At 38.6% G+C, this 25,710-nt stretch carries 29 protein-coding genes; 26 read left to right on the top strand and 3 right to left on the bottom strand.

Features of this window, described 5'->3' with window-relative positions:
* Positions 1–98: 98 nt before the first annotated feature.
* The 7 genes from GNP81_RS13020 (at position 99) to GNP81_RS12990 (ending at position 7,151) form a co-directional block, all read left to right on the top strand.
* The gene (locus GNP81_RS13020; protein WP_155674700.1) at positions 99–1,454 is read left to right on the top strand and encodes a PTS sugar transporter subunit IIC; all 1,356 of its coding nucleotides are present in this window, start codon (positions 99–101) and stop codon (positions 1,452–1,454) included.
* A 32-nt stretch (positions 1,455–1,486) separates the two neighbouring features.
* The gene (locus tag GNP81_RS13015) at positions 1,487–1,792 is read left to right on the top strand and encodes a PTS sugar transporter subunit IIB (RefSeq protein ID WP_005417897.1); all 306 of its coding nucleotides are present in this window, start codon (positions 1,487–1,489) and stop codon (positions 1,790–1,792) included.
* Positions 1,793–1,831: 39 nt separating this feature from the next.
* Complete coding sequence (locus tag GNP81_RS13010) at positions 1,832–3,241, top strand: glycoside hydrolase family 1 protein (RefSeq protein ID WP_155674702.1); 1,410 nt, start codon at positions 1,832–1,834, stop codon at positions 3,239–3,241.
* Positions 3,242–3,268: 27 nt separating this feature from the next.
* Positions 3,269–4,204: an ROK family protein gene (locus tag GNP81_RS13005; protein WP_155674703.1), complete on the top strand. Its 936-nt coding sequence runs from the start codon at positions 3,269–3,271 to the stop codon at positions 4,202–4,204.
* A gap of 11 nt (positions 4,205–4,215) precedes the next feature.
* On the top strand, positions 4,216–4,539 hold the full coding sequence (locus GNP81_RS13000) for a PTS lactose/cellobiose transporter subunit IIA (protein WP_011261351.1): 324 nt from the start codon (positions 4,216–4,218) through the stop codon (positions 4,537–4,539).
* Between the two features lie 69 nt (positions 4,540–4,608).
* On the top strand, positions 4,609–5,613 hold the full coding sequence (locus GNP81_RS12995) for a LacI family DNA-binding transcriptional regulator (protein WP_155674705.1): 1,005 nt from the start codon (positions 4,609–4,611) through the stop codon (positions 5,611–5,613).
* A 260-nt stretch (positions 5,614–5,873) separates the two neighbouring features.
* Positions 5,874–7,151 carry a carbohydrate porin gene (locus GNP81_RS12990; protein WP_155672907.1) on the top strand — a complete coding sequence of 426 codons (1,278 nt, stop codon included), beginning with the start codon at positions 5,874–5,876 and terminating at the stop codon, positions 7,149–7,151.
* Between the two features lie 66 nt (positions 7,152–7,217).
* On the opposite strand, the gene GNP81_RS12985 is transcribed toward GNP81_RS12990, so the two are convergent.
* On the bottom strand, positions 7,218–7,526 hold the full coding sequence (locus tag GNP81_RS12985) for a DUF3301 domain-containing protein (protein ID WP_011261354.1): 309 nt from the start codon (positions 7,524–7,526) through the stop codon (positions 7,218–7,220).
* Positions 7,527–7,529: 3 nt separating this feature from the next.
* The gene (locus GNP81_RS12980; protein ID WP_155674707.1) at positions 7,530–8,567 is read right to left on the bottom strand and encodes a DUF3549 family protein; all 1,038 of its coding nucleotides are present in this window, start codon (positions 8,565–8,567) and stop codon (positions 7,530–7,532) included.
* Positions 8,568–8,669: 102 nt separating this feature from the next.
* On the opposite strand from GNP81_RS12980, the gene GNP81_RS12975 reads away from it, so the two are divergent.
* Together GNP81_RS12975 and truC are read left to right on the top strand one after the other, a co-directional pair.
* Complete coding sequence (locus GNP81_RS12975) at positions 8,670–8,984, top strand: YqcC family protein (protein ID WP_017018645.1); 315 nt, start codon at positions 8,670–8,672, stop codon at positions 8,982–8,984.
* A 1-nt stretch (position 8,985) separates the two neighbouring features.
* Positions 8,986–9,765 (top strand): tRNA pseudouridine(65) synthase TruC, encoded by a 780-nt coding sequence (gene truC, locus GNP81_RS12970; RefSeq protein WP_336495497.1) that lies wholly within the window; start codon positions 8,986–8,988, stop codon positions 9,763–9,765.
* Between the two features lie 55 nt (positions 9,766–9,820).
* On the opposite strand, the gene suhB is transcribed toward truC, so the two are convergent.
* Positions 9,821–10,624: an inositol-1-monophosphatase gene (gene suhB, locus GNP81_RS12965; RefSeq protein ID WP_155672902.1), complete on the bottom strand. Its 804-nt coding sequence runs from the start codon at positions 10,622–10,624 to the stop codon at positions 9,821–9,823.
* 207 nt (positions 10,625–10,831) lie between these two features.
* Between suhB and trmJ the strand changes: the two genes are divergently transcribed.
* The 17 genes from trmJ (at position 10,832) to GNP81_RS12880 (ending at position 25,710) form a co-directional block, all read left to right on the top strand.
* The gene (gene trmJ / locus GNP81_RS12960; protein WP_155672900.1) at positions 10,832–11,557 is read left to right on the top strand and encodes a tRNA (cytosine(32)/uridine(32)-2'-O)-methyltransferase TrmJ; all 726 of its coding nucleotides are present in this window, start codon (positions 10,832–10,834) and stop codon (positions 11,555–11,557) included.
* A gap of 107 nt (positions 11,558–11,664) precedes the next feature.
* The gene (iscR, locus tag GNP81_RS12955; RefSeq protein WP_005417910.1) at positions 11,665–12,171 is read left to right on the top strand and encodes a Fe-S cluster assembly transcriptional regulator IscR; all 507 of its coding nucleotides are present in this window, start codon (positions 11,665–11,667) and stop codon (positions 12,169–12,171) included.
* Positions 12,172–12,202: 31 nt separating this feature from the next.
* Complete coding sequence (locus GNP81_RS12950; RefSeq protein WP_155672898.1) at positions 12,203–13,417, top strand: IscS subfamily cysteine desulfurase; 1,215 nt, start codon at positions 12,203–12,205, stop codon at positions 13,415–13,417.
* Positions 13,418–13,451: 34 nt separating this feature from the next.
* The gene (gene iscU, locus GNP81_RS12945) at positions 13,452–13,835 is read left to right on the top strand and encodes a Fe-S cluster assembly scaffold IscU (protein WP_005417914.1); all 384 of its coding nucleotides are present in this window, start codon (positions 13,452–13,454) and stop codon (positions 13,833–13,835) included.
* A gap of 124 nt (positions 13,836–13,959) precedes the next feature.
* Complete coding sequence (gene iscA / locus GNP81_RS12940) at positions 13,960–14,283, top strand: iron-sulfur cluster assembly protein IscA (protein ID WP_005417916.1); 324 nt, start codon at positions 13,960–13,962, stop codon at positions 14,281–14,283.
* A 15-nt stretch (positions 14,284–14,298) separates the two neighbouring features.
* On the top strand, positions 14,299–14,814 hold the full coding sequence (gene hscB / locus GNP81_RS12935) for a co-chaperone HscB (protein ID WP_011261361.1): 516 nt from the start codon (positions 14,299–14,301) through the stop codon (positions 14,812–14,814).
* Between the two features lie 38 nt (positions 14,815–14,852).
* Positions 14,853–16,703 carry a Fe-S protein assembly chaperone HscA gene (gene hscA, locus GNP81_RS12930; RefSeq protein ID WP_155672897.1) on the top strand — a complete coding sequence of 617 codons (1,851 nt, stop codon included), beginning with the start codon at positions 14,853–14,855 and terminating at the stop codon, positions 16,701–16,703.
* Positions 16,704–16,705: 2 nt separating this feature from the next.
* Positions 16,706–17,044: an ISC system 2Fe-2S type ferredoxin gene (fdx, locus tag GNP81_RS12925; RefSeq protein ID WP_005417920.1), complete on the top strand. Its 339-nt coding sequence runs from the start codon at positions 16,706–16,708 to the stop codon at positions 17,042–17,044.
* Between the two features lie 122 nt (positions 17,045–17,166).
* Positions 17,167–17,367 carry a Fe-S cluster assembly protein IscX gene (gene iscX, locus GNP81_RS12920; RefSeq protein WP_005417922.1) on the top strand — a complete coding sequence of 67 codons (201 nt, stop codon included), beginning with the start codon at positions 17,167–17,169 and terminating at the stop codon, positions 17,365–17,367.
* Positions 17,368–17,597: 230 nt separating this feature from the next.
* On the top strand, positions 17,598–18,884 hold the full coding sequence (gene pepB, locus GNP81_RS12915; protein ID WP_155674709.1) for an aminopeptidase PepB: 1,287 nt from the start codon (positions 17,598–17,600) through the stop codon (positions 18,882–18,884).
* A 285-nt stretch (positions 18,885–19,169) separates the two neighbouring features.
* Positions 19,170–19,604 (top strand): nucleoside-diphosphate kinase, encoded by a 435-nt coding sequence (gene ndk, locus GNP81_RS12910; protein WP_005417926.1) that lies wholly within the window; start codon positions 19,170–19,172, stop codon positions 19,602–19,604.
* A 224-nt stretch (positions 19,605–19,828) separates the two neighbouring features.
* Entirely contained in the window at positions 19,829–20,947 is a 1,119-nt protein-coding gene (gene rlmN / locus GNP81_RS12905) for a dual-specificity RNA methyltransferase RlmN (RefSeq protein ID WP_005417927.1), read from the top strand.
* 30 nt (positions 20,948–20,977) lie between these two features.
* A complete protein-coding gene (gene pilW, locus GNP81_RS12900) occupies positions 20,978–21,748 on the top strand; it encodes a type IV pilus biogenesis/stability protein PilW (protein WP_155674711.1) in 771 nt (256 codons plus the stop codon).
* On the top strand, positions 21,729–22,649 hold the full coding sequence (locus GNP81_RS12895) for a RodZ domain-containing protein (RefSeq protein ID WP_155672893.1): 921 nt from the start codon (positions 21,729–21,731) through the stop codon (positions 22,647–22,649). The genes pilW and GNP81_RS12895 overlap by 20 nt, the downstream gene beginning before the upstream one ends.
* A 12-nt stretch (positions 22,650–22,661) precedes the next feature.
* On the top strand, positions 22,662–23,780 hold the full coding sequence (gene ispG / locus GNP81_RS12890; RefSeq protein ID WP_005417930.1) for a flavodoxin-dependent (E)-4-hydroxy-3-methylbut-2-enyl-diphosphate synthase: 1,119 nt from the start codon (positions 22,662–22,664) through the stop codon (positions 23,778–23,780).
* A 38-nt stretch (positions 23,781–23,818) separates the two neighbouring features.
* A complete protein-coding gene (gene hisS, locus GNP81_RS12885) occupies positions 23,819–25,087 on the top strand; it encodes a histidine--tRNA ligase (protein ID WP_336495496.1) in 1,269 nt (422 codons plus the stop codon).
* 11 nt (positions 25,088–25,098) lie between these two features.
* Positions 25,099–25,710 carry a YfgM family protein gene (locus GNP81_RS12880; RefSeq protein WP_336495495.1) on the top strand — a complete coding sequence of 204 codons (612 nt, stop codon included), beginning with the start codon at positions 25,099–25,101 and terminating at the stop codon, positions 25,708–25,710.

The raw sequence follows: 25,710 nt of genomic DNA, 5'->3' as shown, positions 1-25,710 counted from the left end.
TTGATCAATTATGCTATGTAACCGGTTACTGAAACCGGTTACATTTCTCTCCAGTGAATAAAAGTTAATAAATTTATAATTCTAATTAGGGGTGAACAATGAGTACTCAAGCGGTAAATTTGCAAAGTACTATCATGGAAAAGGTGAATAAATTCCTACCTAAAATTTTAAAGGTTGTGAATTCAAAACCGATTGTAGCGATTAAAGAAGGCTTCATGTTAACAATGCCATTGACCATTATAGGTTCAGTGTTTTTGTTACTGGCGTTTGTACCTATTGATGGTTACAGCGAGTTTATGGCTGGAATTTTTGGAGCGGAATGGTCAACACCACTGTTTCAAGTTGTAGGGGCAACATTTGATATTTTGGCGCTGATTGGTGCTTTTGGTATTGCGTATACTTACGTTAAATATGAAGGACATAATGGTGTAAATGCGGGGGTATTAGCCATTGTTTCTCTTCTTATTGTAATGAATGCCTTTGTTGTAGCACCTGATGGTGTAACTCAAATTGGTGGCGTAATACCGAAAGCCTTTCTTGGTGGTAAAGGTATGATAGCAGCCATCGTAATAGGTTTAGTTGTTGGTATTATTTATTCAATGGCCTTTAATCGTAATTGGGTTATCAAACTACCTGATAGTGTGCCTGAAGGGGTATCCAATGCATTTAAATCGCTTATTCCTGGTTTTCTTATTATCACTCTTGCTTTCTTAACTTACATCTTTTTTGAAGTTGTATTTGAAAGAACCTTTATTGAAACCATTTATCATATTATTCAAACGCCACTGCAAAGTATGTCTGATTCATTCTTTGGAGCTGTTGGTATTGCTTTGCTTATCTCTCTACTTTGGTGGTGTGGTGTTCACGGTCCAGTTATTGTTATGGGGATCATGGGACCAATCGTGACAGCGAACGCACTTCATAATCAATCTATCGTGAATGCAGGCGAAGCACTGATTGCTGGCGAAAATGGCAAAGTAGTAACTAACCAGTTTGTTGACCAATTCATTACCGTTGGTGGGTCAGGTTTAACGTTTGGTTTAGTGTGCTGCATGGTGTTATTTGCCCGCTCTATTCAGTTCAAACAACTTGGCCGCCTTTCTTTTATCCCAGGTATTTTCAATATCAATGAACCTGTGATTTTTGCAACACCAATTATCTTTAACCCAATCATGTTTATTCCATTTGTAACGGCACCAGTGCTATCAGCAATTATGGTTTATACGTCAATTAATATGGGATTTGTTGGTCCATTTACCGCAGTTCAAGTGCCTTGGACAACACCTATGGTGCTTAGTGGGTTCATCGTTGGTGGTTGGAGTGCAGCATTACTACAAATAGCCGTGTTCTGTATGACAGTGTGCGTTTATTTCCCATTTTTTAAATATCAAGACAAGTTAGCAGCTCAAGATGAAGCAAAGACAGCAGCGCCAACATCACAAGCAGCAGCTTAATTAAAACAGATTAGATGAGTATCGAGGTTATTATGAAAAAGATTTTATTACTATGTGCAGCAGGCATGTCTACGTCAATGGTTGTAAAAAAAATGCGTGAATCAGCAGAACAAAAAGGACTAGATATTCATATCGAAGCCCATGGTGTTGAAACGATTCAAGACTATTTATCTGAATATGATTTATTCCTATTAGGACCACAAATTCGCTTCAAAAAAGATGAACTTCAGAAACTTGCTGATGAAGTAAATAAGAAAGTTGAAGTCATCGACATGATGGATTACGGCATGATGAAAGGCGAGAAGATCCTAAATGATGCATTGGCGCTTTTAGACTAACAATATTCAGTTGGCTACAGTAATAGACAGGAATTTGAAATGAAATTTGCACATGATTTTTTATTTGGCGCAGCAACCGCTTCTTATCAAGTGGAAGGCGCGTGGGATCAAGATGGTAAAGGTCCAACAAACTGGGATGAGTTTACCAAAATACCAGGAAAAACCTTTGAAGGGACTAACGGTGATGTCGCTGTTGATCATTACAATCGTTATAAAGAAGACATCGCTTTAATGGCGGAAATGGGGTTAGAGTCATACCGTTTCTCAATTTCTTGGGCTCGTATTTTCCCAAATGGAACGGGTGAAATTAACCAAAAAGGCATCGATTTTTATAATAATCTGATCGATGAATGTTTGAAATATGGCATTGTTCCTTTTGTAACTCTGTATCACTGGGACCTGCCATTAGCACTAGAAAAAGAAGGTGCATGGTTAAATAAAGCGACGGGTGATGCGTATGTCGAGTTCGCTAAATTATGTTTCAACGAATTTGGTGACCGTGTTAAGCATTTTATAACGTTCAATGAAACGGTTGTGTTCTGTGCTCTAGGCTACATGGCAGGCGCGCATCCACCGGGCATTCAAAATGACCCGAAAAAATACTTCCAAGCAACACATAACGTATTTTACGCTCATGCTAAAGCGGTGATTGAATATAAAAAATTAAATCAATTTGGTGAAATTGGTTTGAGTCATGTATTTAGTCCTGCATTTGGCGTTGATGATACTGAAGAGAGTCACTTTGCAGCAATGCATGCGAACCAATTTAGTATGAACTGGTTCTATGATCCTATTTTACTTGGTAAATACCCAGAATATGTAGTTAAGCAATTACAAGAAGAAGGTAACCTTCCTGATTGGACGGATGAAGAGCTACAAACGATTTTTGAAGCCGCACCTTTGAATGACTTTATGGGATTGAATTATTATCAACCTCAGCGTGTAGAGAAAATTCAAGGGGATGTTGAAGCTCGTACGATTACGCGAGAAAACTCAACGGGATCACCTGGTAACCCTAGTTACGATAATGTGTACCGTACAGTGAAAATGGCAGATAAAAAGTACACGAAATGGGATTGGGAAATTTCACCTGAAGGGTTTGTTGGCGGATTAGAAATGCTAAAAGAGCATTATGGTCAAATTAAGCTCTACATCACGGAAAATGGTTTAGGTGATGAAGATCCTATCATTGAAGGTGAAGTGTGCGATATTCCACGTATTAATTTTATTAAAGAGCACTTAGGTGCGGTAAAAGAAGCGGTTCGTCGCGGTGTTCATATTAAAGGGTATTACGCTTGGTCTGCCATTGACTTATTAAGTTGGTTAAATGGTTATAAAAAGCAATATGGTTTTATCTATGTTGATCATCAAAATGGATTAGCGCGTAAGAAAAAAGCGTCATTTCATTGGTTTAAAGATGTCATTGCCACTCGTGGTGAAGATATTTAACTGAAATAAAAGGGAGAAGTTCGCATTATGGCAACGTATATTTCGTTTGATATTGGTGGTACAGACATAAAGTTTGGCGTGTTAAATGAACAAGGACAAGTTCTTGAGCAAGGGAAGGTGAAAACTGAAACTTGCGGAGAAAAAATCATTGCCACTCTTGTGGATATAAAAGAGCAGTGGTCAAAAAAGTATACGTTCGATGGTGCAGCTTTCTCTCTTCCTGGATTTGTAGATGTAAATACAGGGTATTTAAAAACGGGGGGAGCAATTGATGATTTCTATGGTTTTCAATTTAAAGATGAGTTAACTAAGAGATTATCGTTACCTGTTGAGTTAGAGAATGACGTTAACTGTGTAGCGCTTGCTGAAAAATGGCTCGGTAAAGCACAACATGTTGAGAATTTTATCTGTATTACGATAGGCACAGGAATTGGTGGCGCTATCTATATTAATAATCAAATGGTTCGAGGTCATGGTTTTATGGCTGGAGAGTTTGGTTATATGTTCACAAAAAATGTATTTGATATAGAAGATAAAGCAACAGCAAGCATGAGTTTTACTGCATCAGTCAGAGAAGGACTAAGGCGTCGTTATTCAAAATTAAAAAATATTAATAGTATTGATAATATATCAGGAAAAGATATTTTTGATCTCGCATCAGCAGGTGATGAAGTCGCAATAAAAGTAATTGATGACTTTTATAATAATATTGCTATCGGATTATATAACCTTACGTTTATTTTAAATCCAGAAAAAATAATTATTGGTGGAGCGATAAGTAGTCGAAAAGATTTAATTTCTAATATTGAAGATAAATTTAATCAGATTATTAAAAGCCAAAATTCAATTAATGAATTTAATGTTAAAGAGTTAGTTTCTATTGAGAAAAGTACATTTAATAATGACAGTGGATTAATCGGAGCTGTATATCACTTTTTAACAATGAAAAATAAATTTAAATAGGAATAAAGAATATGCTAGTCGGTGAAGAGTTAGAAACTACAGTAATGGAACTTATTATTAATGCAGGTGAATCTAAATCATGCGCAATGGAAGCATTACGAGCAGCAAAATCTGGCGAATGGGATAAAGTTGATGATCTTTTAAAGCAATCAGCTGAAGCTTCAAAAAGAGCGCATGATGTGCAAACACAGCTTATTGGCATGGATGAGGGAGAGGGAAAAGTGCCAGTGAATTTAATTATGGTGCACGCCCAAGATCATATTATGACCTCTATGCTTGCAAAAGAGATGATTCAAGAGTTAATTGAGATTCATCGCGCGTTGCAGAATAAATAATAAAGTGTATTTAGCGTAATAACTTAGCTATTATTACGCTAATTTCATCTACATATTTTTGAGGGCTCAATGGCAACAATCAATGACGTATGTAAGCTTGCAGGTGTTTCTAAAGCGACCGTTTCTCGAGTAATGAATGGAAAAGGTCCAGTAAAAGAAGAAACAAAAAAACTGATTTTTGATGCAATGGAAACATTAGACTATAAACCGAGCCTTGTAGCTCAAGCATTGGCAACAAATAGTTCTAATAGTATTGGCCTTATTGTGTCGTTCTTTGATGGTTATTATTTTGGTATTTTACTCAAAGAAGCGACAAGAATTGCAGAAGAATCAGGAAAGCAATTAATCGTCACTGACGGTCATAATCAAGTTGAAACTGAAATCGAAGCCATTAATTCACTAGTGGCAAGAAAGTGTGACGCTATTTTAATTTATAGTCGTACGATGACGGCTGATGATTATTGCGAAATTCAGAAAAAACTGCCGATCCCACTTGTGGTAATTAATCGAACCTTACCTGATGGGTTAGGGCACGCAGTGGCTTTTGATCAATACAATGCAAGTCAAATGGCTATTGAGCATCTTGTTGAATTAGGGCATAAAAACATCGCGATTATCACCCTTAATATGACATCAAGCACTGGTCAAATCCGTTTGAAAGGAGCGAAAGAAACACTTGAAAAACATGGTGTTACTTATGATGATAACTTAACTATAATAAAGAATGGTAAGTTAGAAGATGGCTATCAAGCATGTAAGGAATTGTTGAAGCGTTCACAAGATATTTCCGCTATTTTTTGTTTTAATGACCATTTAGCACTCGGTGCAATTAAAGCCTTAAAAGAGATGAATATTCGTGTTCCTGAAGATATTTCCATCGTTGGAATAGATAATGATGAGATTTCTGCATTTTTATCTCCAGCATTAACAACGATTAATATTCCTATTCAAAAAGTAACTCAGTTGGCAATGGATAAAGCATTGAGATTGATTTCAGATAAAGAAGTAAAAGCAACGACTGAAATATTAAAAGGTAATATAATTGTTCGTGAATCAACAAAGAATATTAATTAAACTATTTTATTTTTAATAAAGCATCGATTAATTGGTGCTTTTTTATTTTTATTGAATAGATACCTCTTAAAAAGCTAAAAATAAAATATATATAAATATAAAACGTGCGTGATCAGGTTAATATTTAAAAATTATGATTGTTGAATGTTAATAATATAACAGTAAATAATTTAATTAGTTCATGAATGAGTCGTAAATATAATTCGATAATGTTCATGATGATTTTAAATTGCTGTTTTAATATTTATTAAGGAATTATAATGAAATTATTACCTGTTGCTTTGGCTGTTACAGCGACCCTTTCTTCATTTTCTACTTTTGCTGAAACAGATCCATTAGATAATATTCAATTAGATGATCAACAACCTTTAGTTATTTCTCCTCAATCGGATATTCCCGATGGGATTGTTTTTTCTGGTTATGCTCGTTATGGCTTTCATTTTTCTGATGATACGCAAAAATACGTCTCAGCGGATGGTCAATTAATTGGTAATGCTGCTGGTCGTTTAGGTAATGAAGGAAATGGCGGTGAGTTCCAGTTTGCTAAAGGATTTGTTTCTGATAATGGCACCATTTGGGATGTGGTTGTCATGCTAGAGCATTGGGGAGATGAGGTTGGCTTGAAGAAATTCTATGCGGGGGCGACGAATGTCTTTGAATCTCAACCTAATGCTTATATTTGGGCTGGTCGAGATTTCCATAACCGACCACAAACAGGATTAAACGATTACTTCTGGATGATGAATGATTCTCAAGGTGCTGGTATTAAAAACCTTGAGTTTGGCAGCGTGAAATTTGATATGGCTGCAGTTGCACAAGTTGTTGATGGTGGTGGTACTGGTGACAGTGGTAATTACGCAATTACATCTAAATTACATGGAATTAATTTAACGGACGCATTAGATCTTTCTTTCTATGCGAACTATGGCTTTTCCTCTAAAAATACTGAAACTGACAAGGACACGCAAACTTGTACTGGAACTGGCCTAGATAAGCAGTGTTATGTTGATGATATCGATTCGTACCAACTGGCGCTTGAGTTAAATCATAGTGTTGGAATGCTGAGCAATAAGTTTGTGACTCGCTATGGTAATAATGTTGATAACAATATTTTTAATAAAACAGAAGACTTATCGACGTTGTTGATGCAGCTAGAAGGTAAGTTAGTGATGAGCAATCAAACTAATATTGAATATCTAGTTGGTTATCAATCATTAGAAGATAAAAATGCGAGTCAAGATGACCGAGCTAACTACAGTGCCATTGTGCGTCCCACTTATGCATGGAATAACATTCATTCGACATGGCTAGAAGCGGGTTATTCACTGGTTGATTTTGATAATCAAAGCGGACAAAACGATGCTTGGAAAGTCACCTTATCTCAAAATATTAGCTTTGATATGGATTCAGGTGCAAGACCAATGTTGAGATTTTACGCAACCGTTGGTGACTCAAATACAGAAGTGGATTTAACTCGTGGAGAAACGGGTAAACAAGATACTTTTGCAGTTGGTGCTATGTGGGAAGCATGGTGGTAACCAAAAGGATATAAAATAAGGGGGGAATTGGGCTAGCAGCAATACTATGCGCTAGCCCAGTTTTCATTAGTATTCTTCAGCCATGCGATATGGAGGTAAATTAAACTTTGCGGCTTTAAAGCCTATCATGATCAATTTACCTGTGTAGTGGTCATCTCCCACGGAAGAAAACTCGAATTCATAAATAGTATGTAGGCGCTTTTTACCGTCAGGTAATTGAATACCGTAAGAACCTCTTGCGACACTAAGCAGCTGTAATTCCATTTTTTTACAATAATGTTGAATAGCTTGGTGAGCATATTCCGATTGTCTTCTTTGTTGCCAAAAAAGAAAGCAGAATAGGGTTAGCGCTAATATCGCAAGTAGATTATCCATATCTTAGCTCTTGGTGGTTTGCTGCAATTTTAATAAAGCGTTAGCCAGTTTAGGATCCGCTTCTCCATGAAGGATCTGAAGCATGCACATACGAAGCTTCGGTTGCATTACTAAATCAGCAAACAATTGATTAAACAGTTGCTGATCACCCGTTTGAGCCAATCGTAATAAGAAAAGATTAGCAATAGACAGATCCTCTAATCCACTCCAGCAACGACCAGCAATAGCGACGAGAACTTCAGGGTGACTTAATCGTTCACTTGATAAAATCAAAGTCAGTGCTTTAATTAAAGTATTTTTATCTGCTCCAGAAAGCGCACGAATATGTGCAGATAATAGAAACAGATCAGATTCTTTGTCATTGCATAGTTCTTGGATTATTTCTAATTGCTTTTGTGCTAATTTTTCAGGCAAATTGATGTGTTCTAAGCAGCCTAATGTAGCGTATAAAACCGTTGTCGGTAAATGAGACAGCGCTTTGCGAAGTGCAGTACTGTTGTTGTCTTTATTTAGATTTGCACATACATCGGCTAATCCTTGCATTCCAACAAACTGCCAATTATCCCAACCGTTTGTACCTGAAAGGTACGTTTTTGCGTGATCATAGTATTGGCTCATAGGCTGTGCTAATTCCATACGCAAGAGACTATGAAACATTGCCATCTTGTCATCTTTAGGCTTAAAGGTATAAGGGTTATTTGACAACTTTTGTTGTTGCTCTTCGCTTAAATCGCCGCTTAATGACACCCCAATCGCTTCGATAACGTACTTAATAAAATTACCGATATCAGCTTGTTGCAGTAGACTTCGTTCATCTAAAGGCAGTTTTAAAAACCAAATCCAAGGTTGTTTTGTCTCATTCCAATAAGCGATAGCTAAATGAGCATGACGTTGTAGTGGGTAAGGATAAGGTTGCTGTCCAGCTTCAATAGATTCAAATTGTTTATTTGAGATAGGTTGAACACGGCGACCTAAGTCATAAATCGTGTATTCACAATCTGATTGCTGTATCAGTTGGGTAAGCGTATAAATCTGATCCATGATATGTCTTATTTTATGGGTAATGTCGTGATTATACCCAAGCCTTGATAAGATGGTATCCTTTGTCATCAAAAGTATCAGAGAGTGCGAGTTTTATCGGATATGACGACATCGTTAGAATTATCAACATTATTAGAGCAGTTAGCTCAGCAATTAGAACATCATGGGCATTGGCAACGTACGTCACCATCGATAGCCGATTTATCAAGTACAGAGCCATTTGCCATTGATACTTTATCTGCATCTGAGTGGTTGCAGTGGATTTTTATCCCTAAGATGAATTATCTAATTGAGAATAATAAACCGACACCAAAAGGATTCTCAATTGCTCCCTATATTGAAGAAGCATTAAAAGATATTGAAGGGTATAACGAAATTGTACGCTTATGTCATGCCATTGATGCATTAGGTAAATGAAGTGAATACAGAAGAAATTACAGCTGTGAATGATGAGTTATTAGAAGAACAGGTTGAGCCAATAGAGCTTGAGATTGTTTATCGTGATGAACATTTAATTGCGATTAATAAACCTGCTGGAATGTTAGTACACCGTTCATGGCTTGATAAACACGAAACGGTATTTGCGATGCAAACATTACGTGATCAAATTGGTCAGCATGTGTTTCCATTACATCGTTTAGACAGACCAACATCAGGAATATTATTCTTTGCTTTATCAAGTGAGATTGCGGCACAAGTATCCCCACTTTTCGCAAGCAGAGAAATAAAGAAAACCTATCATGCGATTGTTCGTGGATGGATTGAAGAAGCGGATACGCTTGATTATCCATTGAAAAAAGAACTCGATAAAATTGCAGATAAAAAGGCATCACAAGAAGTCGAAGCTAAAGAAGCGATTACAGAGTACAAACCGTTAGCTAAAGTGGAATTACCTTATTCAACAGGTAAGTTTCCCACAACGCGGTATTGTTTGATGGAATTAAAACCACATACGGGTAGAAAGCATCAACTTCGTCGCCATATGGCACATTTACGTCACCCAATTGTTGGTGATACAAGCCACGGTGATGGAAAGCATAATCGTTTATTTAAAGAAAAATTGGATAGCCACCGTTTATTACTTCACGCATCAGAATTGAATTTCACTCACCCAATAACGGGGGAGGATATCGTGATTAAAGCCGATTTTGATGAGACTTGGAAAAAACTATTTACTGAGTTTGGTTGGAGTCAATAATAAAAAAGGGAAGACAGATAACCTGTCTTCCCTTTTTTTAAATCAATAAATGAAATTATTTCATCATTGCTTCGTTGCCGTTTTCACGAACTTTTTTAAGCATCGCTTTAACAACACGTGGGCTACCAGCAACTAGGTTACCAGATTTAAGGTAATCAGTACCGCCAACGAAGTCAGTACAGATAACACCAGCTTCACGAGCAATTAAGTCAGCAGCAGACATTTCCCAAGGCTTAAGACCTAGTTCAACAAAACCATCCATACGAGCTGATGCTAAGTAACATAAGTCTAGAGATGCACAACCAGTACGGCGAACGTCAGAACCTTCGATGAATAGTGCACTAACCACTTTCATGAAGCTTTCAGAGTGTTGTTTGTGACGGTATGGGAAACCTGTAGAGATGATAGCTTCGCTAAGATCTTTTAACTCTTTAACGCGCATACGTTGGTTGTTGCGTTGAGCACCAGCACCACGTTGAGCAGTAAATAGTTCATTGCGGATTGGATCGTATACACAAGCGACTTCTGTACGGCCTTTAATGCGAACAGCAATAGAAACAGAGAAGTGTGGGATACCTCTAACGAAGTTAGTCGTGCCATCTAATGGGTCAATGATCCATTGAATGTCAGTGTCTTTACCTTCAATTAGGCCAGACTCTTCAGAAATGATGCTGTGATCAGGGTAAGATTTCTTGATCATGTCAACAAGAATGTATTGAGCATCGGCTTCGATGTTCGTAATAAATTCGTTGTTGCCTTTCTTTGTTGTTTCAATTTTGTCAGTTTGCTCAAAAGATTTAGCAACAAAGTCACCAGCTTTACGTGCAGCACGTACAGCAATGTTTAGCATTGGATGCATAGTAATATCCCAAAAGATGTTAAAGAACAGAAATCGGCGGCGAGTATACACAGACTTATTATAAAAAGGAAGTGTTTATTTTTTGTTCATTCATTCTCTTTATTACAAAAAAAGCGATCCAAGGTTAAAATCTCAGCGAGATAAAGAAGAAAGCCGTATTGCTTTATGTTAGTATCCGGCGGCTCTTTTCATTAGATGGGAAATAACATGTTAGATAAAATTCGTATTGTTCTTGTAGGAACTAGCCATTCAGGAAATATTGGTTCAGCTGCTCGCGCTATGAAAGTGATGGGGTTAACTAATATGGTGCTTGTTGCACCTGAATGTGAAGTTGATGGTCAAGCCATTGCTCTTGCTGCTGGAGCAAGTGATATTGCGAATAATGCACGTGTTGTTGATACATTAGATGAAGCCATTTCTGATTGTGGTTTAGTTATTGGTTCAAGTGCACGTTCAAGAACACTTGAATGGCCAATGTTAGAACCTCGCGAAGCGGGCGTTAAAGCAATAGAAGAAGCCAATACACATCCAATTGCTTTTGTTTTTGGCCGTGAAAGAGTCGGTTTGACTAATGAAGAGTTACAGAAGTGTCATTTCCATGTATGTATTCCAGCTAACCCTGAATACAGTTCTTTGAACTTAGCAATGGCAGTGCAAACTATTAGCTACGAAGCACGCGTTGCATGGTTAGACAGTCAAGCATATAAAGGCGAATCAAAAGAAGCGGATTACCCTTTAAACCATGAACTGGAATTATTCTACGAACACCTTGAAAAAGTGATGACGAATACCGACTTTATAAATAAAGCACATCCAGGTCAGGTTATGAATAAAATGCGTCGTATGTTTAACCGTACACGTCCAGAAACTCAAGAATTACGCATTTTACGTGGTGTATTGACCGCCGTAGAACGCAGTATGAAAGACAAGTAATATCAAATAGTAAGTACTTGACTAAAATAGTAGGATAAATACTTGACCAAAATAGTCAGGTATGGGAAACTTCATTCCATACGAATAGTGTGGATATGAGGTAACTTATGAAATTAACTTCAAAGGGAAGGTATGCAGTAACAGCAATGTTAGACGTTGCACTTCATGCCCAAGAAGGACCAGTGCCGCTTGCTGATATCTCAGAGCGCCAAGGAATTTCATTATCTTATCTTGAACAATTATTCTCTAGATTACGTAAAGCCGGTTTAGTTGCTAGCGTTCGAGGTCCTGGTGGTGGTTATCGCTTAGGATTAAAAGCTGAACAAATTGCTGTTGGAATGGTTATTTCAGCTGTCGATGAATCAGTTGATGCAACGAAATGTCATGGAAAAGAAGGCTGCCAAGGTGGTACGCGTTGTTTAACGCACACATTGTGGCGTGATCTAAGTTCTCGAATCAGTACTTTCTTAGACGGTATTACGCTTGGTGAACTGATGCAAGATAATGAAGTTCAGCAAATATCTGATCGACAAAATGTTGATCTTGCCATAACAAATGGCTTAACTACGAATTCAAAATTAACAAATTCTGTGGGTGTTAATGTCCGTTCTTAACGGTCAAACGTCTGTATTTTTGGAGATGAAAATGAAACTGCCAATTTACTTTGATTATTCGGCTACGTGTCCTGTTGATAAACGTGTAGCGGATAAAATGGTTCAATACATGACAATGGATGGTTACTTTGGTAACCCTGCATCACGCTCACACCGTTACGGCTGGCAGGCTGAAGAAGCGGTTGATACTGCACGTGAAAATATTGCCGATTTATTGAATGCAGATCCTCGTGAGATCGTATTCACATCAGGCGCTACTGAGTCTGACAACCTAGCAATTAAAGGTGCTGCGCATTTCTATAATAAGAAAGGTAAGCACATCATTACTTGTAAAACAGAACATAAAGCGGTTCTTGACCCATGTCGTCAACTTGAGCGTGAAGGTTATGAGGTTACTTACCTTGAGCCAGAATCAAACGGTCTTATTGACCTCGCTAAGCTTGAAGCAGCGATGCGTGATGATACTGTTCTTGTTTCAATTATGCATGTAAATAACGAAATTGGTGTAATTCAAGACATTACTGCAATTGGCGAATTATGTCGTTCTCGTAAAATTATTTTCCATGTTGATGCAGCACAATCTGCAGGTAAAATCCCTCTAGATGTACAAGAAGTTAAAGTTGATTTAATTTCACTATCAGCACATAAAATTTATGGCCCTAAAGGTATCGGCGCATTGTATGTTCGTCGTAAACCGCGTATTCGTTTAGAAGCACAAATGCACGGTGGCGGTCATGAGCGTGGTTTCCGTTCAGGTACTCTAGCAACACACCAAATCGTTGGTATGGGTGAAGCTTGTCGTATTGCCAAAGAAGAAATGCAAAAAGATTACGATCACTGCTTAGCAATGCGCGACCGTTTATTGGATGGCATTAAAGATATGGAAGCAGTACACATTAATGGTGATTTAGACCAACGTGTACCAAGTAATTTGAACATCAGTTTTGAATTTGTTGAAGGTGAGTCTTTATTAATGGCTCTTAAAGATCTTGCAGTATCTTCTGGTTCTGCATGTACTTCAGCAAGTCTTGAACCTTCATATGTACTACGTGCATTAGGTTTAAATGATGAGCTAGCACACAGTTCAATTCGTTTCTCTTTTGGCCGTTACACAACAGCAGAAGAGATCGACCACGCGGTTTCACAAATTAGCCAAGCAGTAAACAAACTGCGTGATATGTCACCACTGTGGGACATGTACAAAGAAGGCATCGACTTAAACACGGTTGAGTGGGCACACCACTAAAACACGGACGTTACAGAATTTAGAGGTATATATCATGGCTTATAGCGAAAAAGTAATCGACCATTACGAAAACCCTCGTAATGTTGGTTCATTTGAAAAAGACGACCCATCAGTGGGTAGCGGCATGGTTGGTGCTCCGGCTTGTGGTGATGTTATGAAACTGCAAATCAAGGTATCTCCAGAAGGTGTTATCGAAGATGCAAAATTCAAAACATACGGTTGTGGTTCTGCAATTGCGTCAAGCTCACTAGTTACTGAGTGGGTAAAAGGTAAAACACTAGACGAAGCTGCAGCACTTAAAAATGCTGAAATTGCAGAAGAGCTTGAGTTACCACCAGTGAAAGTTCACTGTTCAATTCTTGCAGAAGATGCAATCAAAGCAGCGGTATCTGATTACCGTAATAAACACCAAGATTAATTATTTTTGGTTAGATAGAGCACCTTTATTATTTGTTTTATTAATAAAAGGTGCTTTATTATTGAGTAATGTCGTTAATAATTAATGACTCCCATGACCACAAACAAAAAGTAAAGGTTGCAGTATGGCCATTTCAGTCACCGAAGCAGCGGCAAGCCGTGTACAAAAATTTCTTGAAAACCGAGGAAAAGGCGTTGGTTTACGTTTAGGCGTAAGAACCTCTGGTTGTTCGGGTATGGCTTATATTCTTGAATTTGTTGATGAGCTAAACGAAGAAGATCAAGTTTTCGAACAGTTTGGTGTAAAAATCATTATTGATCCAAAAAGCTTAGCTTATATGGATGGCACTGAATTAGATTTTGCAAAAGAAGGTCTAAATGAAGGCTTTAAATTCAACAACCCGAACGTAAAAAGTGAATGTGGGTGTGGTGAAAGCTTCAACGTATAGAGCAAAACATTACTTATGAATCATTTTGAATTATTTGGGCTACCGAACCAGTTTGAACTGGATGGTGGCCTTCTTTCTCTTCAATTTAGAGAGTTACAAAAACGCTTTCACCCAGATAATTTTGCAACGTCTTCAGAGCGTGACCGTTTACTTTCCATTCAAAAAGCTGCGCAAATTAATGATGCGTATCAAACATTAAAAAATCCAGTATCACGAGCTGAATACATACTTTCAGAGCAAGGTCATGATATTCGTGGTGAACAAACCACAATGCAAGATCCTATGTTTTTAATGCAACAAATGGAACTGCGTGAAGAGTTAGAATCATTACCATCAAGTTCAGATCCTGAGAGTGCTTTGTTTGATTTTGCTGAGAATGTAACAGCAATGCGTAAATCACAGTTAGTTCAACTGCAAGAACTATTGAAAAATGAAGCATGGATTGAAGCCGCTCAGAGCGTTCGAAAGCTCAAATTTATTGAAAAACTGAATCAAGAAGTTGAGCAGTTAGAAGAGAAATTATTAGGTTAACTCTTTTTGGGTTAATGAGATAAACGAAGGATACTTTCATGTTATTACAGATTGCTGAACCAGGACAAAGTGCTGTACCGCACCAACATAAACTGGCGGTAGGTATTGATTTAGGAACAACAAACTCTTTGGTTGCTTCAGTTCGAAGCGGTGAAGCTAAAACATTACCAGACATGAAAGGTAATGTCATTTTGCCATCTGTTGTTCAGTATCAAGAAGATAAAATTTGCGTAGGCATGAATGCATACCAATCTGCAGCAATGGATCCACAAAATACCATTATTTCTGTAAAACGTTTAATGGGCCGTTCACTTAAAGATATTCAAGCTCGTTATCCTGAGCTTCCATACCAATTTTCAGAAAGTGAAAACGGATTACCAGTAATTCAAACCGCTCAAGGTGAAGTTAACCCAATTCAGGTCTCGTCTGAAATTTTAAAATCGTTATCACGTCGTGCTCAAGACACACTTGGTGGCGAGTTAGAAGGGGTAGTGATTACTGTTCCTGCTTATTTTGATGATGCACAACGTGCAGGCACTAAGGATGCTGCGACATTAGCGGGCTTAAATGTTCTTCGTCTACTAAATGAACCGACTGCAGCGGCAATCGCATACGGCTTAGATTCAGGTCAAGAAGGTGTTATTGCCGTTTACGATTTAGGTGGTGGTACGTTTGATATTTCTATTTTACGTTTATCTAAAGGCGTATTTGAAGTACTTGCTACTGGTGGTGACTCTGCGTTAGGCGGTGATGATTTTGACCATGCTTTAGCACAATGGATTAAAGAACAAGCGGGCATCACTCATCCGTTATCAAATCAAGAACAGCGTGAATTACTGACATTAGCGACACAAACAAAAGTTGCATTATCAGATACAGATAAAGTAGAGATCGCTTTTAAAGATTGGAGCGGTGAGATTAGCGTTGAGCTTTTCAATAGTCTAATTCAACCTTTGATTAAAAAGACACTAATGGCATGTCGTCGTGCACTAAAAGATGCGGATATTACGTCAGAAGAAGTAATGGAAGTGGTTATGGTTGGCGGTTCAACACGAACGCCATTTGTACGTACTTCTGTTGGTGATTACTTTGGTCAAACGCCATTAACCAGTATCGACCCTGATCAAGTCGTGGCTATTGGTGCGGCGATTCAAGCGGATATCTTAGTGGGTAACAAACCTGATTCTGAAATGTTACTGCTTGATGTTATTCCACTTTCTCTTGGTATTGAAACTATGGGTGGACTTGTTGAAAAGATCATTCCACGTAATACCACGATCCCTGTAGCAAAAGCTCAAGAGTTCACCACATTTAAAGATGGGCAAACAGGCATGATGGTGCACGTTGTTCAAGGTGAACGAGAGATGGTTGAAGATGGTCGTTCTTTGGCTCGTTTTTCTTTAAAAGGGATCCCACCAATGGCGGCGGGTGCTGCACATATTCGTGTAACGTATCAAGTCGATGCTGACGGCTTACTTTCTGTTACAGCAATGGAAAAGAGCACTGGCGTTCAATCTCATATCCAAGTTAAGCCGTCTTATGGTTTAAGTGATAATGAGGTAGCTAACATGCTTAAAGACTCAATGACGTATGCAAAAGAAGATATGCAAGCACGTGCATTAGCTGAACAGCAAGTAGAAGCAGATCGAGTTATTGAAGGGTTAGTTGTTGCGCTTAATAATGATGGTGATGCGTTACTGTCAAAAGAAGAACAAGCAGAAATTTTACAAGCAATTGAAGCGTTAATCACATTACGTCAAGGTACTGATGCGCAAGCAATTGAAGATGGAATTAAAAAGGCTGATGAAGCAAGTCAAGAATTTGCAGCGCGTCGAATGGACGCCTCAATTCGAGCTGCATTGGCTGGTCAATCTATTGATGAGGTATAGAAATGCCAAAAATTATCGTTCTACCACATGAAGAATTATGTCCAGAAGGGGCGGTTCTTGAAGCAAATGAAGGCGACAGTGTTTTAGATGTTGCTTTAAAAAACGGCATTGGCATTGAGCATGCGTGTGAGAAATCATGTGCTTGTACTACATGTCACGTTATTATTCGTGAAGGCTTTGACTCGCTAGAGGAAAGTGACGAATTAGAAGATGATATGTTAGATAAAGCATGGGGACTTGAGCCTGAATCACGTTTAGGTTGCCAAGCTTTAGTTGCACAAGAAGACCTTGTGGTAGAAATTCCAAAATATACTTTAAACTTAGCATCAGAAGATCATTAATCTTTCTTTTATTAAGCTAAAGTAGTTAAGAGGGCAAGTATTGAGAAGTAAGTAATTACTCCCCTCAAGCTTGCCTTTTTTATTAGTAACAAATAGCAAATCAAAATAATAAGGAGTTTATTATGAGTTTGAAATGGATTGATTCGAGAGATATTGCAATTGAATTACTAGATAAATACCCAGATACCGATCCAAAAACAGTGCGCTTTACTGATTTATACCAATGGGTATTAGAATTAGAAGATTTTGATGATGATCCTAAGCATTCTGGTGAAAAAGTGCTAGAAGCCATCGTATTATGTTGGATGGACGAGTGGGATTAGTTTTTTACCATTTATGATTCGCTTTTAGAAAGTATAAAAAACCATCACCTGCTTGGATCTACCTCTTACATTTTAGTGAAATACCTTGTATCACTAGTGTAAAGTAGGCAAATTGTATAAAAAGATGGATGTTTTATTCATTTATAATCGGTCGACATTCACGCAATATAAGTAATCATATGCAATTAAATGATGTTATGGAGTTATTGCGTATTTAAAGGAGATACACCATGTCACAAAAGATGACTGTACAACTTTCATCTATCGCAGCCCCTGCCCATTGGGGGGACAAAGCTATATTGTCTTTTACTTCTAAAGCTGCCGTTATTCATTGTATTGAAAGTGACGTATACAGTCTTATCCAGCGAGCGGCTCGTAAATTAAATTCACAAGGTTTAATCGCTGTTGAACTTGAGGGGGCCGACTGGGATCTTGAATCTATTTGGTCATTTATTCAAGGTTTCCGTGACTCTAAAAATAGCGATGATGTGAGTTGGACTGCATTAAGTGAAAATGATGAAAAAGAGTTAAACGCTCGAATTCTAACAACGAATTGGACTCGTCAAATCATTAATAAAACGGCTGAAGAAGTCGCTCCTCGTCAACTTGCTACTATGGCCGCAGAGTTTATTAAATCTGTTGCTCCAGAGGGCACAGTCACAACTAAGATTGTAAAAGATAAAGATCTTTTGACTCAAGGTTGGACGGGGATTTATGCCGTAGGTCGTGGCTCAGAACGTACCTCTGCAATGTTACAGTTAGACTATAACCCTACTGGAGACGAAAGTGCGCCAGTATTTGCTTGTTTAGTTGGTAAAGGCATTACGTTTGATTCTGGTGGTTACAGTATTAAACCATCTGCAGGTATGGCATCGATGAAAGCGGATATGGGAGGCTCTGCATTAGTGACAGCAGGTCTTGCGATGTCAATTCTTCGTGGTTTAGATAAGCGTGTTAAGCTGATTCTATGCTGTGCTGAAAATATGATTTCAGGCCGAGCATTAAAGTTAGGCGATATCATCACTTATAAAAATGGTAAGACGGTAGAAATTCTAAATACGGATGCAGAAGGACGTTTAGTTCTGGCTGATGGTCTTCAGTTTGCATCAGAGCAAAAGCCTGAACTTATTATTGACTGTGCGACGCTAACGGGTGCAGCGAAAATGGCTGTAGGTAATGATTTCCATTCACTATTAAGTTTTGATGAAGCATTGAGCCAAAAAGCGTTAAATGCGGCTCAAGAAGAGAATGAAGGTCTATGGCGTCTACCATTGATGGAATTCCACCGAGCTATGCTGCCATCAAACTTTGCTGATTTAGCGAATATTGGTTCAGGTCCATATTCACCGGGTGCAAGTACTGCCGCAGGCTTTTTATCTTACTTTGTTGAAGATTATCAGAAAGGATGGATTCATATGGACTGTTCAGCGACGTATCGCACAGCGCCATCTGATAAGTGGGCAGCCGGTGCGACCGGAGTAGGTGTAAGAACACTTGCTAATATCTTAACTAAATAATTAAAATGAAGATCGAGCTCGCTCGGTCTTCTTTTTTAACAGGTAATTCCTATCAGTATTTATACGAGTTGTAGTTAATAACGGGTCATCCTAGCATTGTTAACATGCTTGATAACGGCGTTGGTTTTTTGATTTTAGAGTCACTACTTATCGAAAAATTCCGTTTTGTTTTCAAGCCTTTTTTCTTTGTTATTTTTGAGCATTGACTTACTGTGATTGGTATTAGATAAATGAGTACTGATTGAAATTAATATAAGAAGTAAAAGAAACCTAAAGGAAAGTAGAATGACAATAGAACGTACTTTTTCAATTGTAAAACCAGATGCCGTTAAGCGTAATTTAATTGGTGCTATTTACCGTCGTATTGAAAAAACAGGTATGCAAATCGTTGCTGCTAAAATGCTTCGTTTAACTAAAGAACAAGCAGAAGGCTTTTATGCTGAGCATGAAGGAAAAGAGTTTTTTGATGAATTAGTGGCATACATGATGTCAGGACCTGTAATGGTTCAAGTTCTTGAAGGTGAAAATGCGGTTGTACGCTACCGTGAGCTAATGGGTAAAACTAACCCAGAAGAAGCAGCGTGTGGCTCACTACGAGCGGATTATGCAATTAGCATGCGTTACAACTCTGTTCACGGTGCTGATAGCCCAGAGTCTGCTGCACGTGAGATTGCGTATTTCTTTGCTGAAGACGAAATCTGCCCACGCCCAGCTGAATAATAGAGATGAGAGCCTAGAACGCTCACAAGCTCCCTAAAGAATAAAGGGAGCTTGTTTTTTAATGCTTGAGCATTGTAATTAATTTCAGAATAAGTTTTCTTTTTTGTAGATAGTCTACATTCTCTTACTCGAACCTCGAACCTCGAACCTCTAGTAATATCCTCCCAAAGGCTGTACAATTCTGCGCCCATATTCGCGGTGATGTCATTTATCAGAGAGGCAACATGACTACAGCTAAAATCAATCTACTGGACTTTGATCGTAAAGGACTTCGAGCATTTTTTTCTGAGGAATTAGGAGAGAAAGCCTTCCGTGCAGATCAAGTAATGAAGTGGATGTATCACTTTGGTTGTGATGACTTCGATCAAATGAACAACATCAATAAAAAGCTTCGTGAAAAACTAAAGCACAAGTGTGAAATTCGCGCACCTTACGTATCAGAAGCACAACATTCATCTGATGGCACGATTAAGTGGGCGATGAAAGTTGGCGATCAAGACGTAGAAACGGTATACATCCCTGATGGTGACCGTGCAACACTTTGTGTATCTTCACAGGTTGGTTGTGCATTAGAGTGTAAATTCTGTTCAACTGCTCAACAAGGCTTTAACCGTAACCTAAAAGTATCAGAGATTGTGGGTCAAATCTGGCGTGCAGCTCGTGAAATTGGTCTAGAAAAAGAAACGGGTCGTCGTCCAATTACTAACGTTGTAATGATGGGGATGGGTGAGCCGTTACTTAACATGAAAAACTTAATTCCAGCATTAGAGATTATGCTAGATGATTTAGGTTTTGCTTTATCTAAGCGTCGTGTAACCGTTTCTACATCAGGCGTGGTCTCTGGTCTTGACCAAATGACAGGTAAAATTGATGTTGCATTAGCAATCTCATTACATGCACCAACTGATGAACTTCGTAGCCAAATTATGCCTATCAATGATCGTTGGGATATTGATGCGTTTTTAGCTTCAGTTCGTCGTTACATTGCATCATCAAATGCAAACCGTGGTCGTGTAACTGTTGAGTATGTTCTTCTTGATCATGTTAATGACGATATGGATCATGCAAGACAACTCGCAGAATTGCTAAAAGATACGCCTGCGAAGATTAATTTGATTCCATTTAACCCTTATCCTGGGTCACCATATAAGAAACCAAGTAACTCACGTATTGATCGTTTCATGAAAACCTTAATGGAATACGACTATACCGTGACAATTCGTAAGACTCGTGGCGATGATATCGACGCTGCTTGTGGTCAATTAGTTGGTGATGTCATCGACAGAACTAAACGCACTAAAGTTAAACAGCAAGGTGAGGCAATCCCTGTAAAAACTGTTTAATCTTGGTGTATTACAGCAAGGGAAGGCAGGATGAGAAAATGGAGTGCAGCACTATTAACGATTGGATTGTTAACCAGTGCTGGTTGCGTCACTGTTGACGAAGCCGATGAAATGACCAAAGAAGAGGTAATTCGAGCCGCTGAAGCTCGAATTACACTCGGATTAAGCTATTTAAATGCGGGCGATATGATGAAAGCTCGCGAGAATTTGGAACTGGCTGTACAATACGCTCCCGACTATTACCGCTCTCAAACCTCCCTCGCTTATTATTATCAACAAGTAGAAGAAGACGATTTAGCTGAAAAGGCATACAAACGAGCATTACGTTATTCGTCAAAAAATGGTAATGTATTAAATAACTACGGCGTTTTTCTATGTAAAAAGGGCCGATATGAGGAAGCTCAAGAGAAGTTTACTCAAGCAATAGACCAACCTTACTACTATCTTGTCTCGGCAAGTTATGAAAATGCAGCGATGTGTGCATTAAGTAGTGGGGATAAAGTGACAGCAAAAACGTATTTTGAGCGCTCGTTGGCTCATGATCCGAATCGGATTCGTTCGACCCTTCAATTGGCTAAATTGAATATTGACGAAGGTAATTATTCCGAACCGAGAATTTCGCTGTTTAAATTTAATAAGAAGTACGGATATAAACCAGTTAGCCTAAGCTTACTCATAGAATTAGAAAAAAAAGCAGGCAATGCGCATTTAGTAAAAAAATACGTAAATATTCTGGGAAAAGAGTATCCGGACTCGCGAGAATATCAGAATTATATAAATCATGACGACAGAACATATTGAAGAAACAGTAGAAACGTTTATCGCACCTGGCCTATTGCTTAAAGAGGCTCGAGAAGAATTAAATTTAACGCTTGAAGATATCTCTTCACGACTACGTTTACGTGTAGAAGTGTTAGAGCAAATTGAAGCGGATCAGTTTGACATGGGTAAACTAGCAACGTTTACCCGTGGTTACTATCGTTCATACGCAAAAGTGGTTAATGTTCCTGAACAAAAAGTGCTTGATGCGTTAGATCAACTGGGTAAAGCCCAAATCGAACAACATGATATGCAAAGTTTTTCTCGCAAAACGAAGAGAGAGAAACACGATAACCGCATTATGAAATTAACATGGGTTATTTTTGCGTTGATTTTAGGTATGTCAGTATTGTGGTGGTGGCAAGAGCAAGCACAACTTGAGAGTGCCAATGATGCAGAGTTAATTGCAGAAGTTGAAACCGCTAAATCAATGGAACAAGTTGAAGAAAATAAAACTGATTCCCCTCAAACTGAAGAAACAGCACCAACATTAGATGAGGCTGAAATGCTTCAACTGGATACTAATATTTCAGAGCTAGAGACTGACTCGAAAACGCTTGAAAAAGAAACCATCAAAAAGCCTGAAGCGGAAGCTCCTGTAGAAGTTAAAAAAGAAGAACCAGTAGCTGAAAAAGCCGTTGTTACGGAAGATGTTGTAATGACATTTAATAGCGATTGCTGGTTACAAGTACAAGACGCTTCAAATAATCGCCTATACTCAGGTGTGAAAAAATCGAATCAAACACTAAAATTAACAGGTAAAGCACCTTATAAGCTAATTATTGGCGCTCCAAATGCGGTAACACTTACTTATAAAGGCAAACCTGTTGATTTATCTGTATACCCTGCAGGTAAAGTTGCACGATTAACCCTACCTCAATAATGAGTTGATTCCATGCATATAGAGTCCCCAATTAAACGTCGTCAATCTACTCGCATTTATGTGGGTAATGTTCCTATTGGTGATGGTGCTCCCATTGCCGTTCAATCAATGACGAATACACGTACTACTGATGTAGATGCCACTGTTGCTCAAATTAAGTCTCTTGAAAAAGTAGGCGCAGATATTGTTCGAGTTTCTGTACCGACAATGGACGCTGCTGAAGCATTCAAACTAATTAAACAACAGGTATCAGTTCCACTGGTTGCTGATATTCATTTTGACTACCGTATTGCTCTTCAAGTTGCGGAGTATGGTGTTGATTGTTTACGTATTAACCCTGGTAATATTGGTAATGAACAGCGTATTCGCTCAGTAGTTGATTGTGCTCGTGATAAAAATATTCCAATTCGAATTGGTGTTAATGGCGGCTCATTAGAAAAAGACATTCAAGCAAAATATAAAGAACCAACAGCTGAAGCGTTATTAGAATCAGCAATGCGTCATGTTGATATTTTAGATCGTCTTAATTTTGACCAATTTAAAGTAAGTGTAAAAGCATCTGATGTTTTCCTTGCGGTTGATTCATATCGTCTATTAGCAAAACAAATAGCTCAACCATTACATTTAGGTATTACTGAAGCGGGTGGCGCTCGTGCTGGTTCTGTTAAATCAGCGGTTGGTTTGGGTATGCTGCTATCTGAAGGTATCGGTGACACATTACGAATTTCTTTAGCAGCGGATCCCGTTGAAGAAATTAAAGTTGGTTTTGATATCTTAAAATCATTGCGCATTCGTTCTCGTGGTATTAACTTCATTGCTTGTCCTACATGCTCTCGTCAAGAGTTTGATGTGATAGCAACAGTGAATGAACTTGAGCAACGTTTAGAAGATTTAATCACACCAATGGATGTATCTCTTATTGGATGTGTAGTAAATGGCCCTGGTGAAGCTGAAGTTTCACATATGGGTATCGCGGGTAGTAACCGTAAGAGTGCTTTTTATGAAGACGGAGTACGTCAGAAAGAGCGCTTTGATAACGACAACATTGTTGATCAACTAGAAGCAAAGATCCGCGCAAAAGCGGCAACGTTATCAAAAGAAAACCAAATTGATATCAATCAGATCGACTGATTGGTAGTAGATATAAACAAACCCATTGGGAAGTAAACGTGGCTAAAACAATCCAAGCAATTCGAGGCATGAATGATTGCCTTCCAACACAGTCTCCATTGTGGCAAAAAGTTGAAGATAGCGTAAAACGCGTTATCAGCGCATACGGTTATAACGAAGTTCGCATGCCAATTGTTGAGCAAACTCATCTATTTAAACGCGCTATCGGTGAAGTAACTGATGTTGTAGAAAAAGAGATGTATACGTTTGAAGACCGTAATGGCGATAGCTTGACTCTTCGTCCTGAAGGTACAGCGGGTTGTGTTCGTGCAGGAATTGAAAATGGTTTACTGTACAACCAAGAGCAACGTTTATGGTACATGGGTCCAATGTTCCGTCATGAACGTCCTCAAAAAGGTCGTTACCGTCAATTCCACCAAGTAGGTGTTGAAGTTTTTGGCTTAAACGGTCCTGATGTTGATGCTGAATTGATCATGATGACAGCTCGTTTATGGCGTGAATTAGGTATCGATCAACACGTTCGTTTAGAGTTGAACTCAATTGGTTCACTAGAAGCTCGTGCTAACTACCGTACAGCATTAGTTGCTTTCTTAGAGCAGCATTTAGATGTATTAGATGAAGATTGTAAGCGTCGTATGCACACAAACCCAATGCGTGTATTAGATACTAAGAATCCTGATGTTCAAGCAATTTTAGGTGATGCACCTAAGCTATCAGAATACTTAGATGACGATTCTAAAGCACATTTTTCTGGATTATGTGAACTACTTGACGCTGCTGGCATCCAATATCAAGTTAATGAACGTTTAGTTCGCGGTTTAGATTATTATAACCGTACTGTTTTTGAGTGGATTACAGAAAGTTTAGGTGCTCAAGGTACAGTATGTGGTGGTGGCCGTTACGATGGTCTAGTTGAGCAACTTGGTGGTAAAACAACACCTGCAGTTGGCTTTGCTATGGGCTTAGAACGCCTTGTTCTTCTAATGGAAACATTAGAATTAACAGATGTTCGTCGCTCTGTTGACGTATACATGGTAACAGCTGGTGAAGGCACACTTATGGCTGGTATGAAACTGGCTGAGTCACTGCGTGAACAAGTTCCAGGCTTACGAGTTATGTGTCACTTCGGTGGTGGTAATTTTAAAAAGCAATTTAAACGTGCTGATAATGCAGGTGCAGCAGTAGCCCTAATCCTAGGTGAAACTGAAGTTGCAGAGCAAACAGTTAACGTTAAAGATTTACGTAATGGCGAGCAAGAGACTCTGCCACAATCAGACGTATTCACAAAATTAGCTGAATTGATTTAAGAGGATAGGACGTGGAAGCCTACGAAACTGAAGAACAACAAGTTGAAGCCATTAAAAGTTGGTGGAAAGAAAATGGCAAGGCTGTCGTTATTGGTGGTGTTGTTGGTATTGGTGCAATCTTGGGTTGGAAATATTACCAATCATCACAGATTACTGCGAAAGAAACAGCTTCTGCTGCCTATGAAAGAGCGCTAACTGCGTTACAAGCTTCTGGTGCAGATGCGATTGAATCTACACAAGCATTTATTGATGCAAATAAAAGCAGTGAATACGCATCATTAGCGGCACTTCAGTTAGCTAAAGTACAAGTTGAAGCTGGGCAGCTTGAAAATGCACTTGAGCAATTAAATTGGGTTGCTAGTAACAGCAAAGATGAATCACTAACAGCAATGGCTCAAGTTCGTTCTGCTCGTATTCAAGCTGAACAAGATAACTTTGATGCCGCATTAGCAACATTAGCTAATGTTAAACCAGCAAGTTGGGCTGCTCGTGTTGCTGAATTAAAAGGTGACATCGCACTTCGTCAAGGTGATATTGCAACTGCTCGTTCTGCTTATACTGAAGCACTTCAAGCAGGCATGAACCAAGCAGTTCAAATGAAACTGGATGATTTAGCTGAGTAA

The organism is Aliivibrio fischeri (assembly GCF_009727955.1).
In the GTDB taxonomy this organism is placed as follows: Bacteria; Pseudomonadota; Gammaproteobacteria; order Enterobacterales; family Vibrionaceae; genus Aliivibrio; species Aliivibrio fischeri_A.
The sequence above is the reverse complement of the archived record's forward strand: the minus strand, read 5'-3'. Positions and strand labels throughout refer to the sequence as shown.